The following is a 17,694-nucleotide window of genomic DNA, read 5'->3' on the forward strand; positions in this document are numbered from 1 at the left end:
TACACTTGAAAACCAACTATGTACCATTTTCGGCAAATAAGGTTATCTTTAGGTAGAATAATATTCACAGATTCAAATGAAAACAAAACGCATTTGCATTTATGCTAAGGATATCCAACGGATTACGGGTAAAAGTGAAAAGACTGGATATCGAATGTTGGGAGCCATTCGCAAGAAATTGGGCAAGAAACCTCATCAATTTGTTACCATGGAGGAGTTTGCCGATTATACCGGAATCGCCCTGGCGGATGTGAGCCAGTATATTAAGGATTAGTTGATATAATCCATTTGGCTACAAACGATAGTCATTAGTTCGGATTTTTTTCATACGTTTTGTAATTGTTTGATTGTATTTGATTTCAAAACTTTATAGATTTGCTTTATCGTAATACGTTCCGATGTTTATCAAACTTACACGATTGATTTCAAAATAAATGAGAACCAAACCGTGACCTCTATTTTTTAGCGACGCACATGTGACTGGTTTTTAACGATATGCAGCCTGGGTGACGAATCCTGGTACCCCGACAAAAGGGGAAGCAACCCCAATCAAAAGCCTGCAAATCTTAAGATTTGCAGGCTTTTGTGTTGTGGGCGAAGCTGAGAGCCAAATCAAATACGATAGGTGGTTCTCAAATTTAATTGGAACTGCATAGAATATGAATGGCCCTTAATTATTAGCCTGATCCCAATTAATGCCGTTAATTCTTTGTTTTAATTCTTTAATTCTTTCGATGAGTTGTTCAAATGGTAATGATTCTCCGAAAATCATTGCTTCCTGCATGGCTTTATAGTCCTTTTCCCAATCTCCCAATATCTTTTTGGGTGGAATTGGATTCAGGGTTTTAGGCTGGTGCAGTTTGTAATTGACAGCAGCAATTTTTGTGTAAATATTTCGATGGTTGATTATTTCATTGTACAACGACTGATTGCCAAGAGCTAAATCTAAGAATTCGGTGTGCATTAATTTTTCTACATCGTACAAATGGCGGCTTAATCTGTTTATTCTTATATCTTCGGCAGGTTTCTGAAATTCCTCATGTAGTAAAAAGAGTTTTTCCAGCAGTGTTTTTTCCGGGTTAACACTTGGTACGGTTACAGGAGCATCGGCAAACAGTTTATCGGGGTAGTGTTCGCCTACCAATGAAGAAAACTCCCGGTTTGTGAATGGTTCACGCAATGAACGGCTTCCTATTTCAATTTTCACACTTGGATTTGTGTAATTCGACTCTTTAGCAAAACTTTTATAAAAAACCGATATTTGTACGGGCTCAAGGTTTTTTCCTTCCTCTTCGTTAAGTTCAACTTTTACATCAGTATATCCTGCATTATTAAGCTTCTCCTGCAACTGAGGAATAAATGTTTGATATATGTACTTCCGGGTAACAGAACGTAATTTTTTGACTTGTTTTACTGTTTTGCATTCATCAACGCCAAGGAATTTCTTGTCGATAGCAAGGTCAATATCCTCCGAGAACCGTTCAATTATGTTCCATGCTTTACTAAGGGAAGTGCCTCCCTTAAAAACGGTATAAGGGGCGACTTCCATACTTTGTAACAGGCTAAGTATTTGCACTACCCACCAATCCTTTTCAACCGCTGCCGGATGAACATTAAGCTTGATACCAACTTGTACAAAAATGGTTTGTTTTTCTTCCGATGATAACTGATAAAAATCTTTCGCTGCCATATTACAATGCTTTTCTCATTATGACCCTTATCCATTCCGGAGCCATTTTTAGGTCATGTTTTAGTTTTGATTGATCTTCCTTTTTAAGTAATTGGATGATTTTCTTCTCTTCCCATAATTCAACCTTGCCTTTTTCTATCTCTTTTAAGGCTTGTATGGCCAAGCCACTTATTTTGCCTATTGTTGCCAAATTCTTTGGGGTAGTTCTCTTAAAAGTAATCATACCGGTATTGAGTTTTATCTTACGTGCTGCTCCATCAGTTAGAAACACTGCGTTCAAAGGTACTTGGGTTGATAACCCCAGCATATTTAAAGCATAACTTCCGGTAGGTATTATTCTGGCTTTATCCCTTTTAGCAATAGCTTTTGCAACTTCTTCTTTAGACGGTATCACCTCACCAATAAGCTTACTTGTTTTTGGTCTGGCATAAATCCCTCTTGATACCCTTTTTATTTCACCCTTGTCAACCAGCCTTTCCAAAGCCTTACTTACTGCTTTTGAGTTACCGATTGCAATAAAATCATTTGTAAAAAAAAGCGTCCCCCTTCCGGCTTTTTTAATTTTTTTAATAACCTTATCTTCAATAGTTAAATGCATTATTAAGAATTTATGTTGTCGCAAATATAGCAAACTTTTGCGACAAACATAAGCTCTTTATATTTATTTTGACAGCTCGTCTATAATTGAATTATTCCCGAATAAATCTATTGCTCCATAAGTGATTGGCTTTTGGTAATTCGCTGTATAAGATATTCCTGCGGCACTTGTGTTAAATTTGAAGGGTGGTTCTCGAAGAAAATGCTTTTGATTATTGGGAGTTGCTTTTTGTTTTTCTTTCTCTCCATTTTGTCCTGGCTGTGGCACAATCCTTATTATTCCCTTTCGTCTTAATTGTATGAGCAAAGGAATGGTCATTGACATCCATCTCTGAATACGATAAAATTGTGTCACCATAAAGAGCTTCTGCGATAAAGCGCCCATCGATATAACTTAAATCATAATTATCAGTGATATCCTTTGGCATAGACTCTATCATCCATTGCAAATACCTAATATTGTTGACATGCAGATTCGTATCAACATCGAATCGATTTATTTGAAATTCTTTGGCGTATGCTCCTGAATCAATGGTCTCAATTTTCGTCGAAATATCGTGGTTAATGCATTCTTCCTCAAAAGTGCCCCATTTTTCAATAATGTCATCGAATATTTGAACAGGCCTTTTCCTTTTAATGTCAAAGAATACCCATAGTCCTTTGGCTTTTCCAATGATGCAGCCTTTTGCATCATAGATGAGATTTTCCCTGATTCCCCTTATTCAGGAGTAGCTTGACAACCATGTTCTGATGGTTATTTTTTCTTTGTAAACAGGATAGCGATCCATTTCAATTACACCGGAAAGTAATACCCATCCAACATTTTGTTTTTCCAGATCGTACAAGCTGTGGTTGATCGAGTAACAATGATCTGCAGCGGTTTCCTCAAGAAGAGTTAAGATAGTAGTTGGAGATGCTGCTCCGAATTTGTTCATCTCAAAATATCTTAGCTCAAATTGGTTTTCATAATAGTTTGGCATGGTCGGTCATTTTTCATCGATGTTGGTTTTTAAGGATCGACTTCGTATATGGCAAAGATATGGAAAAAACCATAAAAAGACATAACTGTCTTTTTATAAAGACGGAATCGTTCTATTCACTTCCGCATGTATAACTCAAACTCCAGAAAGAGGTAAATCAAATACAGTTATCCCTGTGAGTTTTTTGAGCTGGCGATGCCCACCCCAGATTATTATCTGCCCCTGTTGTATGAAATGGGATTAAAGGCCGGTTAATTATCATGTTTTAATATTCGGCGCCAAACCATGACAAGGGGACTGGTAAGTCTGCTGTGTGTAGGGTATTTTCGATGCGCAGTAATGTTATTGAAGACCAATGCTACCAAAAGTAAAATAATTGCGCCGGAGAGAACCGGACTTAAGGCGTACCAATAGCCAGGGACTTTACTTTTTCTGAACCAATGGTGGCAATCATGGAAGTTGCTCCGCCTGGAGGATGTAGTGTCCGAGTGAACTGCATTCCAATAATGGAGAAAGCTACAGCCAAGGGAGGGGCAAACCAGCAACCATCAGGGGTCAGTTTGGCAATAGTTACTCCGATAAGAGCCGAAACTAAATGTCCTCCAACAAGGCAGCGAGGTTGGGCCAGTGGACTGTGAATGGCTCCGTAAACCAAGACGCATGAGGCGCCGAAGGAACCTATAAGAAAAAGGTTTTCAGTTGAATTAAACGACTGTTTTTGAAGAAGGCTAATGATGCCTAAACCAATGAAAGCCCCCAGGAAGGACCATCCCTTTTCTTTGTAATCTACAAGTGTTTCCCTGTAGATGACGACACGGGTGAATTTTATTCCGTTCTTTATTTTTTTTATAACCATTTAATTTGAGCTGTTTGAGTAGAGGTAGCAGCTTGATCTATAGAGTTTATGGCCTAATGGTGTTCGCCGCCACGCATCATTTTAAACAGGTGAAGGACTGGCGGGAATACGGCATCCATGGATTCAGAAGCGCCTTTGGTGGAGCCGGGCAGTGCCAGCACAAGGGTGTTGCCAATGAGGCCGGCTACCGACCTTGACAACATGGAATAAGGGGTGCGCTGTTGCCCGTAGGCACGGATGGCCTCTTCAATGCCCGGAATACGGCGTTCAATAATTGGTTCCAGGGCCTCGGGCGTCACATCCCGGTTGGAGAGTCCCGTTCCACCTGTTATGATGACCAGTTGGATGCCCGCCTTTTGGTAGCTTAAAACGCGCTGACGAATGATTTCTGCCTCGTCGGGTATGATCAGATAATCATCGACGATTACCTCGCAGGCCTCCAGTTTTTCTACGATGGCTTTTCCCGAGCGGTCTTCCTTTTGGCCGGCGCTGATGGTGTCAGAGCAGACTATGACCGCTGCATGCATGGTTTCTGATCCATTCTTTTTGTTGAACTGACTCTTGCCGCCTTTTTTCTCCTTAAGGGCTATTTTTTCGATGCTCAGGTTTTTGTCAATGGGTTTCAGCATGTCGTAAATGGTCAATGCCGCGACTGAAGCGGCATGCATGGCTTCAACTTCCACGCCGGTTTTGTATATGGTGTGGACTTCCACTTCAATGTCAATCTGTTCATTTTGCAACTCAAAGCGCACATCGGTGTATTCAATGGGCAGGGGGTGGCAATCTGGTATCATATCAGAGGTTCGCTTGGCGGCAAAAAGGGCAGCCGTTCTGGCAGCTGCCAGTACATCCCCTTTGGGCACACGACCTTCCTTTACCGCATCAATTGTTGTTTGACTGCCTGCTTTTACAGTGGCGCAGGCGATGGCCGTGCGCAGGGTGTAATTCTTATGAGTAATATTTATCATTGTTCAGAGCTATAATTGTTGTATAATCTTTTATCCCAGTTTTCCACCTGGCCTGTTTCCAATCTGGTCATAATGGTTTGTTTCCAGCTTTGTGCTAACGGTTCCAACTGGGTCATTTCTTCAAGTAAAGAGAAATTTAAAGGCTCGTGGTATAAAACATGCAGCAAGCGATCCAGTGGCCAGTCCGGTAAAGGACGTTCGAGTAAGATAATGGAATCGCCCGTGGTTACTTGTCCTTCCTGCAGCACACGATAATACCAACCTGTTTTCTTGTGATCCTGAGTCAGCTTCGAAATTTGGGGGTGACCAAAACGAAGGTTGAGCTTCCAACATGGTTGGCGGGCCTGACTGACTTCCACAATGGCGGTTCCCATTTGGTAGCGATCGCCCAGGCATACATTGGTTTCATTCATTTGGCTGCAAGAAATGTTTTCTCCAAAACCACCCGGAACAAATTTCTTTCTGTAAGTCTCATCCAGCCATCTGATCCAGAAAGCGTAGTGGTCTGCACAGTAATGATGGAGCTTTTATCAATGCCGCCATGGTGAATTTGGTCGGCCTGGCTGTCACCGGACAAACCTTTGAAAGTAAGGGTAATTGGACCAGTTATCGAGGTTTTATGGATGGCACTTTTATGAGAAGTGCCGGCCAGTGATTGAATCTTGCCGATAAAAAGTTGATCTATGGTCATGGTGTGTGATTATGGGGTGTTAGGTGTTGGTCTTCCAAATAGACGTGTTGTTTTCAAGAATTTCTTTGCCCCAAACAGGCAGTTCGGATTTGATTCGTTCCACGGCTTCATGACAAGCAGCTGTGGCTGCCTGTCGGTGTGCGGCAGAAACAAATACAAACAAACAGATTTCTCCGGTCTTAATCAAGCCCAGGCTGTGATAAATATGCAGGCATTTTATAGGATATTTCGAAAACAAGTCTTCACGAATTAGGGCAGCCGCATCCAATGCCATGGTTTCGTAGGTGGTGTATTCAATGGCAGTAACGCTACCTTGTGGCTGTTCGTCCTGGCGTATTTGTCCCAGAAAAATACTATGGGCACCAATTTCCGTCTTGCTGCTGTGTGAAGCAATTGAAGCAGCAATGGTTTCCGGTGAAATGGGTCCTTGGACAAATATGTTTTTTGCTTGTGACATAGGGTTCTTATTTTCTGGTGTTTAAAAGCGTTTCGTGTCCCCCGGAGATGGAGAAACTGTTTAGATGGTTGTAATTCTGACGCAGGCTTTGGGCGACTGGCCGACTGCTAATACCGTGATAGCAAAAAACGAAAAGATATCGATATTGGTTGAGCTTGTCCAGATGCCCGTTTAAATCACTGACAGTAACACATGCATAAGCCTCAGGTATTTCCGGTTGATCGGGTTGTGGATGGCGCAGATCGATGAATAAACTGGGGAAGGCATCAGCCAGTTTAAAGGCAGATGTCCAGTCTATTTCCAAATTATTTTGACAGTTGAGTTGGTAATTTTGATTTTGCATTTCAGTTACATTAGTGGGCCTGTTTTGTTCTGCTTTGGGATGATGGCTTAGTTTCAGGAGGCGGGTTGAATGGTCTTTTAGATTGTAGTAAAGCAATTGTCCGATTAAGGGAGTTCCGATTTTGCAGATAAATTTAATGGCTTCGGCTGCCTGCATGCTGCCAATAATGCCCGGCAGAACCCCTAAAACGCCTGCACTGGCGCAGGAGGGGATTTCATCGGGTGACGGCATCATCGGATACATATCCCGGTAGGTGATGGAGTCGGGTTTGTTTTCAAAAACTGTTAGTTGGCCTTCATATTGGTAAATGGCGCCGTAAACCAGTGGGCGACCAAGTAAAAAGCAGGCATCACTCAACAGGTACCGGGTACCGATGTTGTCTGAACCATCGATGATTAAATCGTAGTCTCCCAGCAGTTGAGCGGCATTGTGGTTGTCCAGAAACAGGGGATGTGCTTTCACTAACAGGTCCGGGTATTGGTGACGAATATGCTCTGCAGCCGCCATGGCTTTATTTTGGCCCAGATTGGCCTGGCCAAAAAGTGTTTGGCGGTTCAGGTTGGAGACACTCACCTTGTCGCCATCCACAATGCCCAGGCGCCCCACTCCGGCTGCTGCCAGGTAGCTGATAGCCGGACACCCCAGACCGCCCGCTCCAATGATTAAAATACTGGATTGATGCAATCGGTCTTGTCCTTCCTGACCCATTTCGGGTAGTATTTGCTGACGCTCAAATCGGTTCATTTCTTTTTTTTTTAGTCATCCTCCCGAAAAAGGTGGTAGCAGGGCAATCTCATCACCCGCTTCCAGTGGATGGAGGCCATGGTTGACCACTTGCTCATTGACGGCCAGTGTAAAGTTTTGAGTTTTGAGCAGAGGGAATTTTTCTAATAGTGTTTTTTGTAAATCCCCGGTGGTGGGCAGACAGTCGGTCTGCAACTCCCGACAGCCTGAAGCCTCAGCAGTCATTCCAAAAAACAGGATTTTCAATTTTTGCGTTTTCATATTATATCCTTTGTTTTATCAGGGTTTTCCTTCAGTTTATGCTGTTTGTGACCTAAATGACGAAGATCGTCGGGGGTATTGATATTAATGAATTGATCTCCCAATTCGTCAGAGTCGGTGGCTCTGATCCGGTATGGCTTCATTCCTAAAGTTACCACCACAGGGTTTTGTTCAGATAGCCACTGGGACATCTTTAGTTTTTGTGCTAAAATAAGAGACTTGATCTTTTCTTTCAGCCTAATTGGATAGATGGCTGGCATTGGATTCAGCCGGTCGTTTACTTTTGCAGCCACAATTCGGCCAGGCTGAATAGCATCCAGGAGGCTTTTAAGGGCCTCTTCACTAACAAAGGGCATATCACAACTCACAAGCAATACATTGGCCGCCCTTGTCCATCTCATAGTCGTATATAGTCCCCCCAGAGGTCCTTGATCTTTAATAATATCCGGTATTACCGGAAGTCCAAACTGCTCATAGGCTGGATTGTTGCTGATAATACCTGGAGTCATTCCCAGATTCTTCAGGGTGTCAATCAGGTGCGCCGTCATGGGACGTCCATCGATTTCAATCAGGCCTTTATCACGCCCCATCCGGGAGCTCTTGCCACCGGCCAGAATAAAGGCTTCGGTTTTCAATATGGGTGTCATAAGCCAATTAATTTTACGGCTGCAATAAGTAAAACAGTGGCCAGCAAGTATTTTAGTTTTTGAGGCCGGGTCCGGAAGGCGCCATACCATGCCCCCAAGATACCGCCTGCTATGGCCAAGGGAAGTAAATACCACAGTTCGCGACTAACTGCCAGTCCTTCACTGGCTACGCCGGCCAAACCTGCCACCGAATTGAGCAAAATAAACAGGGCACTGATGGTCGCCGTTTGTCTGGCTTCCGCCCATCCTGCCAAAAGTAATAAAGGCGAAAGCAGTATTCCACCGCCAATGCCAATGATGCCCGACAAGAAACCGATGCTCAAACCGGCCAATGGGGCCATCCACCAGGTTCGTATGATGGGAGCTTTATTGCCGGCTGGCAATAGGTTAAAAAACCGCAGTGCCGGAAAAATAAGCAGAAAGCCTAAAATACGCTTGTACCATAGCGGATCTGCTTCCATTAATCCGCCCAGCCACGCGGCCGGCATGCTAAAAAGGATGAGGGATAAGAATAGCGGTTTGTTTAAAGGTGCTGTTTTTCGAAAAGTAATAAACGCCAGCCCCGAAATAACAATGTTAAGCACAAGAGCAGTTGGTCTTATTTCATTAATGGGGAAGCTTAGCAAGGTCATCAGCATTAGGTAACTGCTGGCCCCGCCATGTCCCACTGAGGCATAGAAAAAAGCTGCCAAAGGCAATGCCAGTATCAGAAGTAAAGCAATATGGTAGTCCAGCGTCATAGATATAAAAAATGGGTAGCCACTTGCGTTCCGGCATTCAGTCGTTCCACCTCTTCGGGCAGTTCTATAAAACAATTGGCCTCTGAAAAGGCGATGAGGTTAAAGGATTGTTGGCCCTGAAGCACCTCCACCTGGCCATTTTGGTATTTTCCTTTTAAAAAGAAAGTGAAGCCCTTTTTCTTTTCTACAGCGGTAGTGAGCGTCGCTAAGTTGTCTGGTTGCCAGACCCGTTGTTTCCCCATCATCTTTTTAATGACCGGTTTAACGTAGTGATTGAAACAACTCAAAACAGAGGCTGGATTTCCGGGTAAGGCAAAAACCATTTTGTTTTGGCAGAGGCCCGCATAAAAGGGTTTTCCGGGCCGTTGTTTAAGTTTGTAGATGAGGGTTTTGGCGCCAAGACTGTCAAGGGCACTCTTTACAAAGTCGTAGTCGCCCACGGAAATGCCGCCGCTGATGATGACCAGGTCATGATGGTCAATGAAATCGGCAATCATTTGCCGGGTGGCAGCGTAATGGTCGCTTACCTGAGCAGTTGAAATGCGACATACACCAAGTTGCTGCAGCGATGCTTCAAGCATGGGCGCATTGCTATTGTAAATTTTCCCTGGCTTTAAGGCCTTTCCTGGAGGGATAAGTTCATTGCCGGTTACAATAATACCTACCAGAGGTGGTGTGTAGATGGGAACCTGACTTTTTCCAGTGGATGCCAGAAGTCCTATGGCCCCGGGTGTTATGGTGCTGCCGGCAACCATTAACAATTGTCCTTGACGGATTTGACTTCCTGTGGTACGTACATTGGCTCCTTTTTGAATGCCCTGTTTGGTGCAGATCAATTGGTCGCCCTCTATGGTAACGTCTTCCTGTGGAATGACGGTGTTGGTATCAGCGGGCATGGGAGAACCTGTGAAAATCCGTACGGCTTCCCCTTTTTTCACAGTCAGGGCTACACCGGAACCTGCCGGGATTTCGCCCCGGATGGTCCACTGGGTTTGTCCCGCCACATAATTCATGGCATAACCATCCATGGCAGAATTGTCAAAGGGTGGCACACTGATACCGGTAAAGATATCCTCCGCCAGTATCAAGCCATTGGCCTCGGTAAGCGGAAGGCTGTAACTTCTCCCTTCCGGGGTGTTGGCTTCCAGAATCTGCCTTGCTTCGTCAACTGAAATCATTGATGTGTCTTGTTTTGTTTAACCTCCGATGCTGATCATGCTACGGTTTTTAAGGGCCTCCGGATTTAATAGCTTGTAATTTTGGTCGAACTGGCCCCCCAGTGCCCGGTGTTTGGAATACAGTCCTTTATGAATGAGCGGTTCAATGGCCTGGCCTTTTCGAAGCGCCGTTAGCAAATCGGTTTCCTCACTACTAAAGATACAATTTTTTAGTTTGCCGTCAGCCGTCAATCGAATGCGGTTGCATTCTTCACAAAAATGATCACTCATGGTTGTGATAAAGGCAATGGTTCCTTTGTGGTCGGGTATTTTGTATTTTTTGGCAGTGGCATGGGGCTCATCTTTCAATTTTACAATTTTGTAGCGACTTTGCGTCTGCTGAAGCAAATGATCAGCCGTGATCACTTTGCTGCTTTTCCAGTCGTTCAAATTGAAGGGCATAAATTCGATAAAGCGTACATGCAGGGGTAAGTCACGCGTCAGTTCAATAAAATCGAATAATTCGTGTTCAATTAATCCAGCCATGGCTACCGTATTGATTTTTACCCGGATATTGTTTTGCAACAATAGCATGATATTGTCCCATACCATTTGAAAATGATTGCGTTGGGTGACTGCAGCAAAGCGCTTGGGATCAAGGGCATCCAGACTCACATTAATGCTTTTTACCCCGGCATCCAGCAAATTTGGCAAATAGCGTTTAAGAAGAAAGCCGTTGGTGGTGATGGTTAGCTCAACGGGTAGCTGAGCGAGTTCATCCAAAATCTGGCCAAAGCCGTTACGTACCAAAGGTTCTCCGCCTGTCAGCCTGATTTTGTTGACGCCCAGATTCACAAATGTTTCAGCCAGTTTGAGAATCTCATGGGGTTGCATAATCTGGCTCCCCGGCAGGCAGCTTATTTTCTCATTGGGCATGCAATACAGGCAACGGAAATTGCAATCATCCGTCAATGAAATACGCAGGTAATTATGAATTCTTCCAAACTGGTCTTTAAGCATGCGTTTATTTTTTGGACTCGCTTTTTTGCGGGTCGGGTAGATAATTCAGAATCCAGAACGAAAATACCGCCATAACAATGGAGCCTATCGCTGTATATATAGCAAACTCAAGGTTCTCCTGCAAGGCATTGTTCAAGGCTCCGAATAAAAACCACAATTGAAAGGTGATGTTAAGAATTAATAAAACAATAATGGCCGAAAGCAGCAAGTTGGATTTGCTGCGATGGGCATTGTCCTGTGAGTATCTAAAATTGGCCATAATGAAAGGATTTAAACGTTTTTAAAGGCACGCACATAAAGGCCGTCGTTTTTACGAATCACCTCCAGCTTAGGCAATGGCCGCGGTGGCGGGCCTTGCAAAACACGGCCGGTGTCAGGGTCAAAATGCCCTTTGTGACAGGGACATTCGATGATGTTTTTCTCCGGTAAATATCTTACTGCACAAGCCAGGTGGGTACACTTTTGTTCATAAGCCCTGTATTGGTTTCCGGGCAGATGCAACAGAATGTAGGGAACCGTTTTACTTCCTTCAATTTCAAATTGAAACATGCCTGTTTCAGGAAGTTGATCAATTCTGCAAACAAAGTGTTCACCTTCGAGTTCTTTGTGCGGAAAAGCCAGAGATTTTATCACAATGGCTGTGCTGGCCAAGGCCAGACCTCCGGAAAAGAGGCCTAGGAATTTGGCAAATTCACGTCTTGATACGTGTGTGGCCTCTTCGCGGCGCAGGGGGAAGTCGCGCTTCCATGCAGGGGTTTTGTTCTCTTTGTTATCGCTCATGGGTTGCTTACTTAACTTTTAAGAATGAATATCCCTTTGGCATCATGATATTGACCTTGGTCTTGACATTTTCATTGCCAAAACCAAAATGGTTAACCGGAATGCTATTGGGACGTTTTTCTGCTATCTCTGTGCGGGTGCCAAAATAGAGCGCCTGACTGGGGCATACCGTTGCACACATGGGCTTTTTACCCACACTTGTCCGGTCATAGCACATGTTGCACTTCATCATCAATTCCTTGGTGTCGCTTTTTTTAGGAACGCCAAAGGGACAGGCCAATACGCAATTGGAACAGCCGATGCAATGGGAAGTTTTAGCCGTATGTACGATGCCATCTGCGCCAAGAGTAATGGCGTCAGCGGGGCAGACATTGGCACAGGCCGGTTCTTCGCAATGCATGCAAACCTGCACGGTGGTTTGTACCGAGAATGGCCTGTCCACATAATGAATGTGTATCATACTCTCCTGTCCGTTGGTCTCGCATTCTGCACACGCCATTTCACAGGCATTGCAACCGATGCAACGTTGCATGTCTATGAAGAACTCCATTGGTTCTCCGCTTGTATTATCTGGCATAATCACTTTTGTTTCCGGTTAATAACTCTGATATGCTTTTTGCAGGTATTCTTCGGTCGCCTTTTTACCCGTAGGAATCAGCTGACAAGTGGCGGCTTTAAATTCGGGAATTTTGGAAATGGGGTCGAGCGCACCGTTGGTGAGCTGGTTAGCCGCCATTTTTCCGCCCCAGTGATAGGGTATGAATACGGTGTCGGGACGAATGGTTTCCACAACCAAAGCCGGGAATTCAGCCTCGGCCTGCGGGTATGTACCCTCACTAGATCGCCGGTAGTAATACCATATTTGGCCGCCAATTCGGGGTGAATTTCGAGCTGGGGATAGGGACTTTGATCGACCAGCTTACCAATGCGCCTGGTTTGTGTGCCACTTAGATATTGTGAAACTACGCGGCCGGTCGTTAACCGCACAGGAAATTGTTCGTCAGGGACTTCTGCTGATTCGCGGTAAGGAACCGGATTAAAATGGGCTTTCCCATCGGGCGTTTTAAATTGGAAGTCTTCCCATAAACGGGGAGTTCCTGGGTGATCTTCGGTGGGACAGGGCCAGAAAATACCCATATTGTCCTCTATTTTTTTGTAGGTAATACCATAATAGTCGGCCGTTCCGCCTTTGGATGCCACGCGTAATTCGTTAAATACCGCTTCGCTGTCAGCGTAGGTGAATTTATCCTCAGCTCCGAGTCGTTTGGCCAACTCCATAATGATATCACTGTCTTTTCGTGCTTTTCCCGGAGGGGTGACCGCCGCCCGGATTCGAACGACACGCCCTTCTGCGGTAGTAACAGTTCCCTCTTCCTCCTCGTGCAGTGATCCAGCCATTACAATGTCTGCATGGTGAGCTGTTTCGCTTAAAAAGAAATCGATGGCCACAAAGTATTCGAGTTTTTCCAATGCCGCCCGTACGTAATTGCTATTGGGTAATGATACGAGGGGGTTAAAGCAGATGGATATCAATCCTTTAATTTCATCCCGGTGGATGGCATCAATGATCTCAAAGGCCGAGAGTCCCTTTCCCGGGATTTCTTTTTCTTCTACGCCCCAGACTTTAGCGATGTACTGCCGGTGTTCCGGGTTGGTAATATCGCGGTTGCCAGGCAGTTGGTCGCACTTATGACCATGCTCACGACCGCCCTGTCCGTTACCCTGCCCGGTAATGGTCCCGTAACCGCAATAGGGTTTGCCAATTCGGCCAGTGGCCAGTACCAGATTGATGCATCCCAGTACATTGTCCACTCCCTTGGTATGGTGTTCAATGCCCCTGGCATGCATTAAAAAGCTCGTGGCTGCCTTGCCCCAAAGGGTGGCGGCTTCCAAAATGCGGTGGGCCGGTACGCCGGTAATTTCTTCAGCCCATTCAAGGGTATAATCCTTAACCGCATCCAAGGTATCCTCAAACCCCGAAGTGTGTTTTTCGATGAATTCATGGTCCAGCCAGTCATTGTCGGCCAGCACCTTAAGCATTGCTCCAAACAAGGCAGAGTCGGTTCCCGGCCGCACCGGTAAAAAGATATCTGCCGTGCGGGCAATGGGGGTTACTCTGGGATCGACCACAATCAATTTGGCCCCGTGGTCACGCGCTTCCCAAATATAATGAATAAGCGTGGGGAAAGTCTCACTGACATTGGCCCCAGCAATTAGTATGACCTCTGCATGCTTTAAATCTTCCCAGCTGTTCGAACTTCGATCGAGTCCGAAGGCTTTTTTATTGCCTGCTCCGGCACTCACCATGCAAAGTCTGCCGTTGTAATCAAGATTGGCCGTTTTCAATGCCAGGCGAGCAAACTTACCCACCATGTAACTCTTCTCATTGGTTAGAGAAACGCCTGAGAGCATGGCCATGGCATCATGGCCATATTCTTTCTGGATGCGTTTAATTTCTGCAACCGTCCGCTCCATGGCTGTGTCCCATTCGACCGGCTCAAAGCCTTTACCTTCAGCCTCTGTAAGGGTTGAAGCAGGCGGTCAGGGTGGTTGTTTTGCAGGTAGCGCTCCACTCCTTTTGGGCAGAGACGGCCCTCGTTAAACGGAAATTCCATCCAGGGTTCAAACCCTACCACGGAGTTATTCTTAACCTTGAGTTGGATGCCACATTGCATACCACAGAAGCAGCAATGGGTTTTTACCAGCTTGTCGGGTTCATGTGCCCCAAAAAAGCCCTCTTTAGGCGTGTATTGTTTGTGAGGACCATATTTTTTTATCAAATCTTCTTTAGAAACCGGAAGTTTTGTCATGATTGAAAAGTTTTTGCAGATTAAATAACAAACAGACTAACCGAAGAAGCCACCACCTTCTTCACGCACTTTCATGTGTGCTTTGGCAAGCGTTGAACGCTTACCTTCCGGACTCAAATCAAGGTAGTTGCTTCCGTCTTCAAGGGTGAAATCAAAACCCATATCTCTGCTTACCTGTTTAAGGTCGTCGATGTGTAATTGGGAAGCAAAGGGTTCCTTTGTATGTGGGCAGATGGCCATTCCTCTTTTTTGTCCCTCGGTCCGATACAAAATGGCGCCCAGCTGTGCCAGCCGCTGAAATATATGAAAGAATTTCCCATAGGGCAGGTAGAGGAGGAACAGGATAACGGTCATGGCATGAAAAATGGCCATGAATTGATAGGTTCGACCTTGAAGGTAGGTGTAGTCGAATGCTATGCCGATGCCGGTTAAAGCTATGCCTAAAAGCAAGAATAGGGGAATCCAGTCGAATTCAAACGTCTGGGTGGCAATGAGTCCGCCATCTGTCAATCGCCTGCGAATGATCATAACAACACCAGCCGTCACCATAATGGCGGCAAAAACAAGTCCGTGAAAGGCCATGAAAGCCATTAACGAGCCCAGTTCAAAGCCGCCCATCTCAAAGCCGAAAAAATGCGCATAATAGTTCATTGTATCGCCCGGCTTAAATTCAAAATGTATCCAGCCGAAGGTCAGGGGCAAGGTAATGGCAAAACCCAGCAAACAGCCCATGGCAAAAAGCATATGGCCTATCCAACGAGTGGTACCTCGTTTAAAGATGAATTTCTGAATAAGCAGATTCTGGAACACCAGTTTCAGGCCCAGAAGACTGTAAGTAATAAAGCTTTTACTGAACAGAAATTGCAGACTGCGCTTCCAGTAGAGTTGGGTAGCCGGACGTTGAATCCATACGCTATAGCGGTAGGTTACCCCAAATACGGCAAATACGGTTCCGGCCAGATAGCCTATTAAGGCAGGGTCAAAGTTTTGAAGATTGCGGGACCCGATGAAGACCAGAGCAATTGTTAGAGCTGTAGCTATCAGTCCGTTTACAGCTGCTTTTCGGTTGAGCGAATGGAGATGCTTTAACATAGGCCGATTTTTTTCTTATTTGGTTTTTATTTTTTGAATCTGATGACGGGTAAAACCAGTCATAACTGCCATCCAAATGACAAAAGGGATATAAATGAAATAGATGGGTATTATTTTTAGAAAGGGCAGGTTTAATGCTTCTGAAAGTAAAAAAGTACAAACCGTGTACATTCCCAGGGGGAAGACCATGCCCCAGTATCCCACGTTATAACCTGCGGGGAAATGGGTAGCGGTACTTTTTTAAAAAGGTGACGCCAACTGCCCAGAATCAGCATCAGGGGGATCCACCATGTGCTGGCCGACCAGTAAAAAAAGGTAAAGCCTTTTAGAAAGGGAATGAAGTCGCCCATTGGTGTGTCGATATCAATATTTAAAATCAATCGTGAGCCTGCCAGTGTGGTTATTGCAGCAGCCCCCATGTTAATCCAATAAGGAGCTCCCAATTCATCCGGTTTCAGTGAAAAAAAGGATAAGCGATAAATAATCAGCGACATGATATAAATGTACATTATGGCGCCTACCATATAAAAGGCCATGGCCACAAATATGGAAAACTCCCCAAAGGGTTGGTCGGGCGCAAGGGTGGACATAAGCGTACTAACGGCCTGTGTGGAAACGATGATGACCAGCCAGGCTCCATTGATGCCTTTGTCCAATGTGGGCTTATTTTCTTTAATGGTGATAACGACGAAAAAACTATAGGTTATCAGGACCCATGCCGCCAAAGCTACCCAAAGCAGGATTTTTGCATAAAACAAGGCGTTTTCAATAATGACAAGTTGGTTGCCAACTATAGCTGTTCCCGCTATAAAAGTAAAGTAACCCGGGCCCCGTTGGTAATCCAAAAGGTCGGCTATTATGGCCTTGCCGTGAAAAAAAATGCGCGCTACAAGCATGGCCAGTAAGGCCAGGTAGAAGGCCATGTTGAGGTAATGAAGTATTAGGCTGATGCCTTTAAACTCCAAAAACCATGCTGCAATGGCTACTATACCTGTGGCCATAACCATGGAAAAATAAGCGGGATGCAAGGATTGAACGACTGAGTTTTTCACGGAATAAAGGATGTTTTAGTCTTTTATTACCAGCAAAAATAAAAAGATAATAGACTCTTTAATACATTTTTTCACTATTAAAACTATGGGTTTGGTAGTTTAGATTAATTCCAAACAACAAGTTGCAGTTATTCGGCTTCTTAAGCATATAAAAAAACCAATGCTCCTTGAGGGCTTACAAGCCTGAGGAGCATTGGTTTAAATTCTGTCATCCCAATCCGCTTTGATTTCTTTGTTAGTCCCAGTCGAGCAGGCGCTTTTGGCCTTCCAGTTTTTGAATGTCTGTGACGTCCTGCGACATTTCAATAACACCCCGGTAGTTTTTCTCTTTATCACGGATGGCAAAATAGCGAATGTGAATCATCCGCCCTTTAAAATTAATCCAGAACTCTGCCACATCCTTGGTGCCCGCTTTAAATTCTTCAACTATGCGCAATACCATGTGAACACTCTTGGGTGGATGGCAAAATTTAACTTCCCGACCAATAACCCCTTTGCTTCTTGGAAATACGCGGTCTTCACCCCGGTTGTAAAAAATGACCCGGTCGTTCTCATCCACATAGGTTATGTCAACCGGTAAATAGCGAAGGAGCAAATTTACTTGTTCCGGCGTCATATAACCTTCCTCATAATGACGAATTAATGTACTCAATGGTAATTGGCCCAAAATACGTTTTAAACAATACGCATTTTTCTTCATCAAAGTGATATGAAAACTTCCTTTCCATGAGATTCACATTCAAGCTGCAAAATAGGATTAACTCTTCAATTGCGCAACAATTATTGCCAATCAAGACTATGGCATCGCA

The 17,694-nt window shown here is 44.6% G+C and carries 23 protein-coding genes and 2 pseudogenes; 1 reads left to right on the top strand and 24 read right to left on the bottom strand.

The genetic code is table 11. From position 1 onward, the window contains the following. Nucleotides 1-76: 76 nt before the first annotated feature. Nucleotides 77-274 carry a hypothetical protein gene (locus tag JCM15548_RS12585; protein ID WP_062125910.1) on the top strand — a complete coding sequence of 66 codons (198 nt, stop codon included), beginning with the start codon at nt 77-79 and terminating at the stop codon, nt 272-274. 396 nt (nt 275-670) lie between these two features. On the opposite strand, the gene JCM15548_RS12590 is transcribed toward JCM15548_RS12585, so the two are convergent. The 24 genes and pseudogenes from JCM15548_RS12590 to JCM15548_RS12690 all read right to left on the bottom strand — a co-directional run bounded on the left by JCM15548_RS12590 (nt 671) and on the right by JCM15548_RS12690 (nt 17,537). Next, nucleotides 671-1,690 (bottom strand): nucleotidyl transferase AbiEii/AbiGii toxin family protein, encoded by a 1,020-nt coding sequence (locus JCM15548_RS12590; protein ID WP_062125912.1) that lies wholly within the window; start codon nt 1,688-1,690, stop codon nt 671-673. Between the two features lies 1 nt (nt 1,691). Continuing rightward, complete coding sequence (locus tag JCM15548_RS12595) at nt 1,692-2,288, bottom strand: DUF6088 family protein (RefSeq protein ID WP_062125915.1); 597 nt, start codon at nt 2,286-2,288, stop codon at nt 1,692-1,694. Between the two features lie 211 nt (nt 2,289-2,499). Next, nucleotides 2,500-3,009 carry an acyl-[acyl-carrier-protein] thioesterase gene (locus tag JCM15548_RS12600; protein WP_369403702.1) on the bottom strand — a complete coding sequence of 170 codons (510 nt, stop codon included), beginning with the start codon at nt 3,007-3,009 and terminating at the stop codon, nt 2,500-2,502. After that, the gene (locus JCM15548_RS26365; RefSeq protein ID WP_369403701.1) at nt 3,010-3,267 is read right to left on the bottom strand and encodes an acyl-ACP thioesterase domain-containing protein; all 258 of its coding nucleotides are present in this window, start codon (nt 3,265-3,267) and stop codon (nt 3,010-3,012) included. A 251-nt stretch (nt 3,268-3,518) separates the two neighbouring features. Further along, a pseudogene (locus JCM15548_RS12605) lies at nt 3,519-4,123 on the bottom strand (HPP family protein). A gap of 53 nt (nt 4,124-4,176) precedes the next feature. Next, entirely contained in the window at nt 4,177-5,091 is a 915-nt protein-coding gene (gene moaCB / locus JCM15548_RS12610) for a bifunctional molybdenum cofactor biosynthesis protein MoaC/MoaB (RefSeq protein ID WP_062125918.1), read from the bottom strand. After that, the gene (locus JCM15548_RS12615; RefSeq protein ID WP_227625783.1) at nt 5,088-5,579 is read right to left on the bottom strand and encodes an MOSC domain-containing protein; all 492 of its coding nucleotides are present in this window, start codon (nt 5,577-5,579) and stop codon (nt 5,088-5,090) included. The genes moaCB and JCM15548_RS12615 overlap by 4 nt, the downstream gene beginning before the upstream one ends. Further along, a complete protein-coding gene (locus JCM15548_RS12620; RefSeq protein WP_062125923.1) occupies nt 5,501-5,782 on the bottom strand; it encodes an MOSC domain-containing protein in 282 nt (93 codons plus the stop codon). The genes JCM15548_RS12615 and JCM15548_RS12620 overlap by 79 nt, the downstream gene beginning before the upstream one ends. A 19-nt stretch (nt 5,783-5,801) precedes the next feature. Continuing rightward, entirely contained in the window at nt 5,802-6,239 is a 438-nt protein-coding gene (locus JCM15548_RS12625; protein ID WP_062125927.1) for a molybdenum cofactor biosynthesis protein MoaE, read from the bottom strand. A 7-nt stretch (nt 6,240-6,246) separates the two neighbouring features. Then, the gene (locus JCM15548_RS12630) at nt 6,247-7,326 is read right to left on the bottom strand and encodes a HesA/MoeB/ThiF family protein (protein WP_062125929.1); all 1,080 of its coding nucleotides are present in this window, start codon (nt 7,324-7,326) and stop codon (nt 6,247-6,249) included. A 15-nt stretch (nt 7,327-7,341) separates the two neighbouring features. Further along, nucleotides 7,342-7,587 carry a MoaD/ThiS family protein gene (locus tag JCM15548_RS12635; RefSeq protein WP_062125932.1) on the bottom strand — a complete coding sequence of 82 codons (246 nt, stop codon included), beginning with the start codon at nt 7,585-7,587 and terminating at the stop codon, nt 7,342-7,344. After that, nucleotides 7,584-8,234, bottom strand: a complete 651-nt coding sequence (gene mobA, locus JCM15548_RS12640; protein ID WP_062125935.1) for a molybdenum cofactor guanylyltransferase — start codon at nt 8,232-8,234, stop codon at nt 7,584-7,586. The genes JCM15548_RS12635 and mobA overlap by 4 nt, the downstream gene beginning before the upstream one ends. After that, on the bottom strand, nt 8,231-8,974 hold the full coding sequence (locus JCM15548_RS12645) for a sulfite exporter TauE/SafE family protein (RefSeq protein WP_062125938.1): 744 nt from the start codon (nt 8,972-8,974) through the stop codon (nt 8,231-8,233). Before JCM15548_RS12645 ends, mobA begins: the two co-directional genes overlap by 4 nt. Continuing rightward, complete coding sequence (locus tag JCM15548_RS12650) at nt 8,971-10,152, bottom strand: molybdopterin molybdotransferase MoeA (RefSeq protein ID WP_062125941.1); 1,182 nt, start codon at nt 10,150-10,152, stop codon at nt 8,971-8,973. The genes JCM15548_RS12645 and JCM15548_RS12650 overlap by 4 nt, the downstream gene beginning before the upstream one ends. 18 nt (nt 10,153-10,170) lie before the next feature. Then, nucleotides 10,171-11,151: a GTP 3',8-cyclase MoaA gene (moaA, locus tag JCM15548_RS12655; RefSeq protein ID WP_062125944.1), complete on the bottom strand. Its 981-nt coding sequence runs from the start codon at nt 11,149-11,151 to the stop codon at nt 10,171-10,173. A gap of 4 nt (nt 11,152-11,155) precedes the next feature. Beyond that, a complete protein-coding gene (locus JCM15548_RS12660; protein ID WP_062125947.1) occupies nt 11,156-11,410 on the bottom strand; it encodes a DUF6755 family protein in 255 nt (84 codons plus the stop codon). An 11-nt stretch (nt 11,411-11,421) separates the two neighbouring features. Continuing rightward, a complete protein-coding gene (locus JCM15548_RS12665; RefSeq protein WP_062125950.1) occupies nt 11,422-11,931 on the bottom strand; it encodes a QcrA and Rieske domain-containing protein in 510 nt (169 codons plus the stop codon). A 7-nt stretch (nt 11,932-11,938) separates the two neighbouring features. Further along, on the bottom strand, nt 11,939-12,508 hold the full coding sequence (locus JCM15548_RS12670) for a 4Fe-4S dicluster domain-containing protein (protein ID WP_062125953.1): 570 nt from the start codon (nt 12,506-12,508) through the stop codon (nt 11,939-11,941). Nucleotides 12,509-12,526: 18 nt separating this feature from the next. Beyond that, a pseudogene (locus tag JCM15548_RS12675) lies at nt 12,527-14,406 on the bottom strand (molybdopterin oxidoreductase family protein). Next, on the bottom strand, nt 14,322-14,741 hold the full coding sequence (locus JCM15548_RS24070; protein WP_227625778.1) for a hypothetical protein: 420 nt from the start codon (nt 14,739-14,741) through the stop codon (nt 14,322-14,324). The pseudogene JCM15548_RS12675 and the gene JCM15548_RS24070 overlap by 85 nt, the downstream one beginning before the upstream one ends. A gap of 36 nt (nt 14,742-14,777) precedes the next feature. After that, nucleotides 14,778-15,833, bottom strand: coding sequence for a hypothetical protein (locus JCM15548_RS12680; RefSeq protein WP_062125956.1), 1,056 nt, complete (start codon nt 15,831-15,833; stop codon nt 14,778-14,780). Nucleotides 15,834-15,848: 15 nt separating this feature from the next. Continuing rightward, on the bottom strand, nt 15,849-16,022 hold the full coding sequence (locus tag JCM15548_RS26370; protein WP_083985128.1) for a hypothetical protein: 174 nt from the start codon (nt 16,020-16,022) through the stop codon (nt 15,849-15,851). Further along, nucleotides 15,965-16,885: a tellurite resistance/C4-dicarboxylate transporter family protein gene (locus tag JCM15548_RS12685; RefSeq protein WP_157482740.1), complete on the bottom strand. Its 921-nt coding sequence runs from the start codon at nt 16,883-16,885 to the stop codon at nt 15,965-15,967. Before JCM15548_RS12685 ends, JCM15548_RS26370 begins: the two co-directional genes overlap by 58 nt. 235 nt (nt 16,886-17,120) lie before the next feature. Continuing rightward, entirely contained in the window at nt 17,121-17,537 is a 417-nt protein-coding gene (locus JCM15548_RS12690; RefSeq protein WP_227625779.1) for a PAS domain-containing protein, read from the bottom strand. Nucleotides 17,538-17,694 lie beyond the last annotated feature (157 nt).

Source organism: Geofilum rubicundum JCM 15548 (assembly GCF_000974365.1).
In the GTDB taxonomy this organism is placed as follows: Bacteria; Bacteroidota; Bacteroidia; order Bacteroidales; family Marinilabiliaceae; genus Geofilum; species Geofilum rubicundum.

Excerpts from the sequence above, each read along its gene's own strand:
- JCM15548_RS12585 (WP_062125910.1), top strand. The coding sequence starts at position 77 with ATGAAAACAAAACGCATTTGCATTTATGCTAAGGATATCCAACGGATT.
- JCM15548_RS12590 (WP_062125912.1), bottom strand. The coding sequence starts at position 1,690 with ATGGCAGCGAAAGATTTTTATCAGTTATCATCGGAAGAAAAACAAACC.
- JCM15548_RS12595 (WP_062125915.1), bottom strand. The coding sequence starts at position 2,288 with ATGCATTTAACTATTGAAGATAAGGTTATTAAAAAAATTAAAAAAGCC.
- JCM15548_RS26365 (WP_369403701.1), bottom strand. The coding sequence starts at position 3,267 with ATGCCAAACTATTATGAAAACCAATTTGAGCTAAGATATTTTGAGATG.
- moaCB (WP_062125918.1), bottom strand. The coding sequence starts at position 5,091 with ATGATAAATATTACTCATAAGAATTACACCCTGCGCACGGCCATCGCC.
- JCM15548_RS12620 (WP_062125923.1), bottom strand. The coding sequence starts at position 5,782 with ATGACCATAGATCAACTTTTTATCGGCAAGATTCAATCACTGGCCGGC.
- JCM15548_RS12625 (WP_062125927.1), bottom strand. The coding sequence starts at position 6,239 with ATGTCACAAGCAAAAAACATATTTGTCCAAGGACCCATTTCACCGGAA.
- JCM15548_RS12630 (WP_062125929.1), bottom strand. The coding sequence starts at position 7,326 with ATGAACCGATTTGAGCGTCAGCAAATACTACCCGAAATGGGTCAGGAA.
- JCM15548_RS12635 (WP_062125932.1), bottom strand. The coding sequence starts at position 7,587 with ATGAAAACGCAAAAATTGAAAATCCTGTTTTTTGGAATGACTGCTGAG.
- mobA (WP_062125935.1), bottom strand. The coding sequence starts at position 8,234 with ATGACACCCATATTGAAAACCGAAGCCTTTATTCTGGCCGGTGGCAAG.
- JCM15548_RS12645 (WP_062125938.1), bottom strand. The coding sequence starts at position 8,974 with ATGACGCTGGACTACCATATTGCTTTACTTCTGATACTGGCATTGCCT.
- JCM15548_RS12650 (WP_062125941.1), bottom strand. The coding sequence starts at position 10,152 with ATGATTTCAGTTGACGAAGCAAGGCAGATTCTGGAAGCCAACACCCCG.
- moaA (WP_062125944.1), bottom strand. The coding sequence starts at position 11,151 with ATGCTTAAAGACCAGTTTGGAAGAATTCATAATTACCTGCGTATTTCA.
- JCM15548_RS12660 (WP_062125947.1), bottom strand. The coding sequence starts at position 11,410 with ATGGCCAATTTTAGATACTCACAGGACAATGCCCATCGCAGCAAATCC.
- JCM15548_RS12665 (WP_062125950.1), bottom strand. The coding sequence starts at position 11,931 with ATGAGCGATAACAAAGAGAACAAAACCCCTGCATGGAAGCGCGACTTC.
- JCM15548_RS12670 (WP_062125953.1), bottom strand. The coding sequence starts at position 12,508 with ATGCCAGATAATACAAGCGGAGAACCAATGGAGTTCTTCATAGACATG.
- JCM15548_RS24070 (WP_227625778.1), bottom strand. The coding sequence starts at position 14,741 with ATGACAAAACTTCCGGTTTCTAAAGAAGATTTGATAAAAAAATATGGT.
- JCM15548_RS12680 (WP_062125956.1), bottom strand. The coding sequence starts at position 15,833 with ATGTTAAAGCATCTCCATTCGCTCAACCGAAAAGCAGCTGTAAACGGA.
- JCM15548_RS26370 (WP_083985128.1), bottom strand. The coding sequence starts at position 16,022 with ATGGTCTTCCCCCTGGGAATGTACACGGTTTGTACTTTTTTACTTTCA.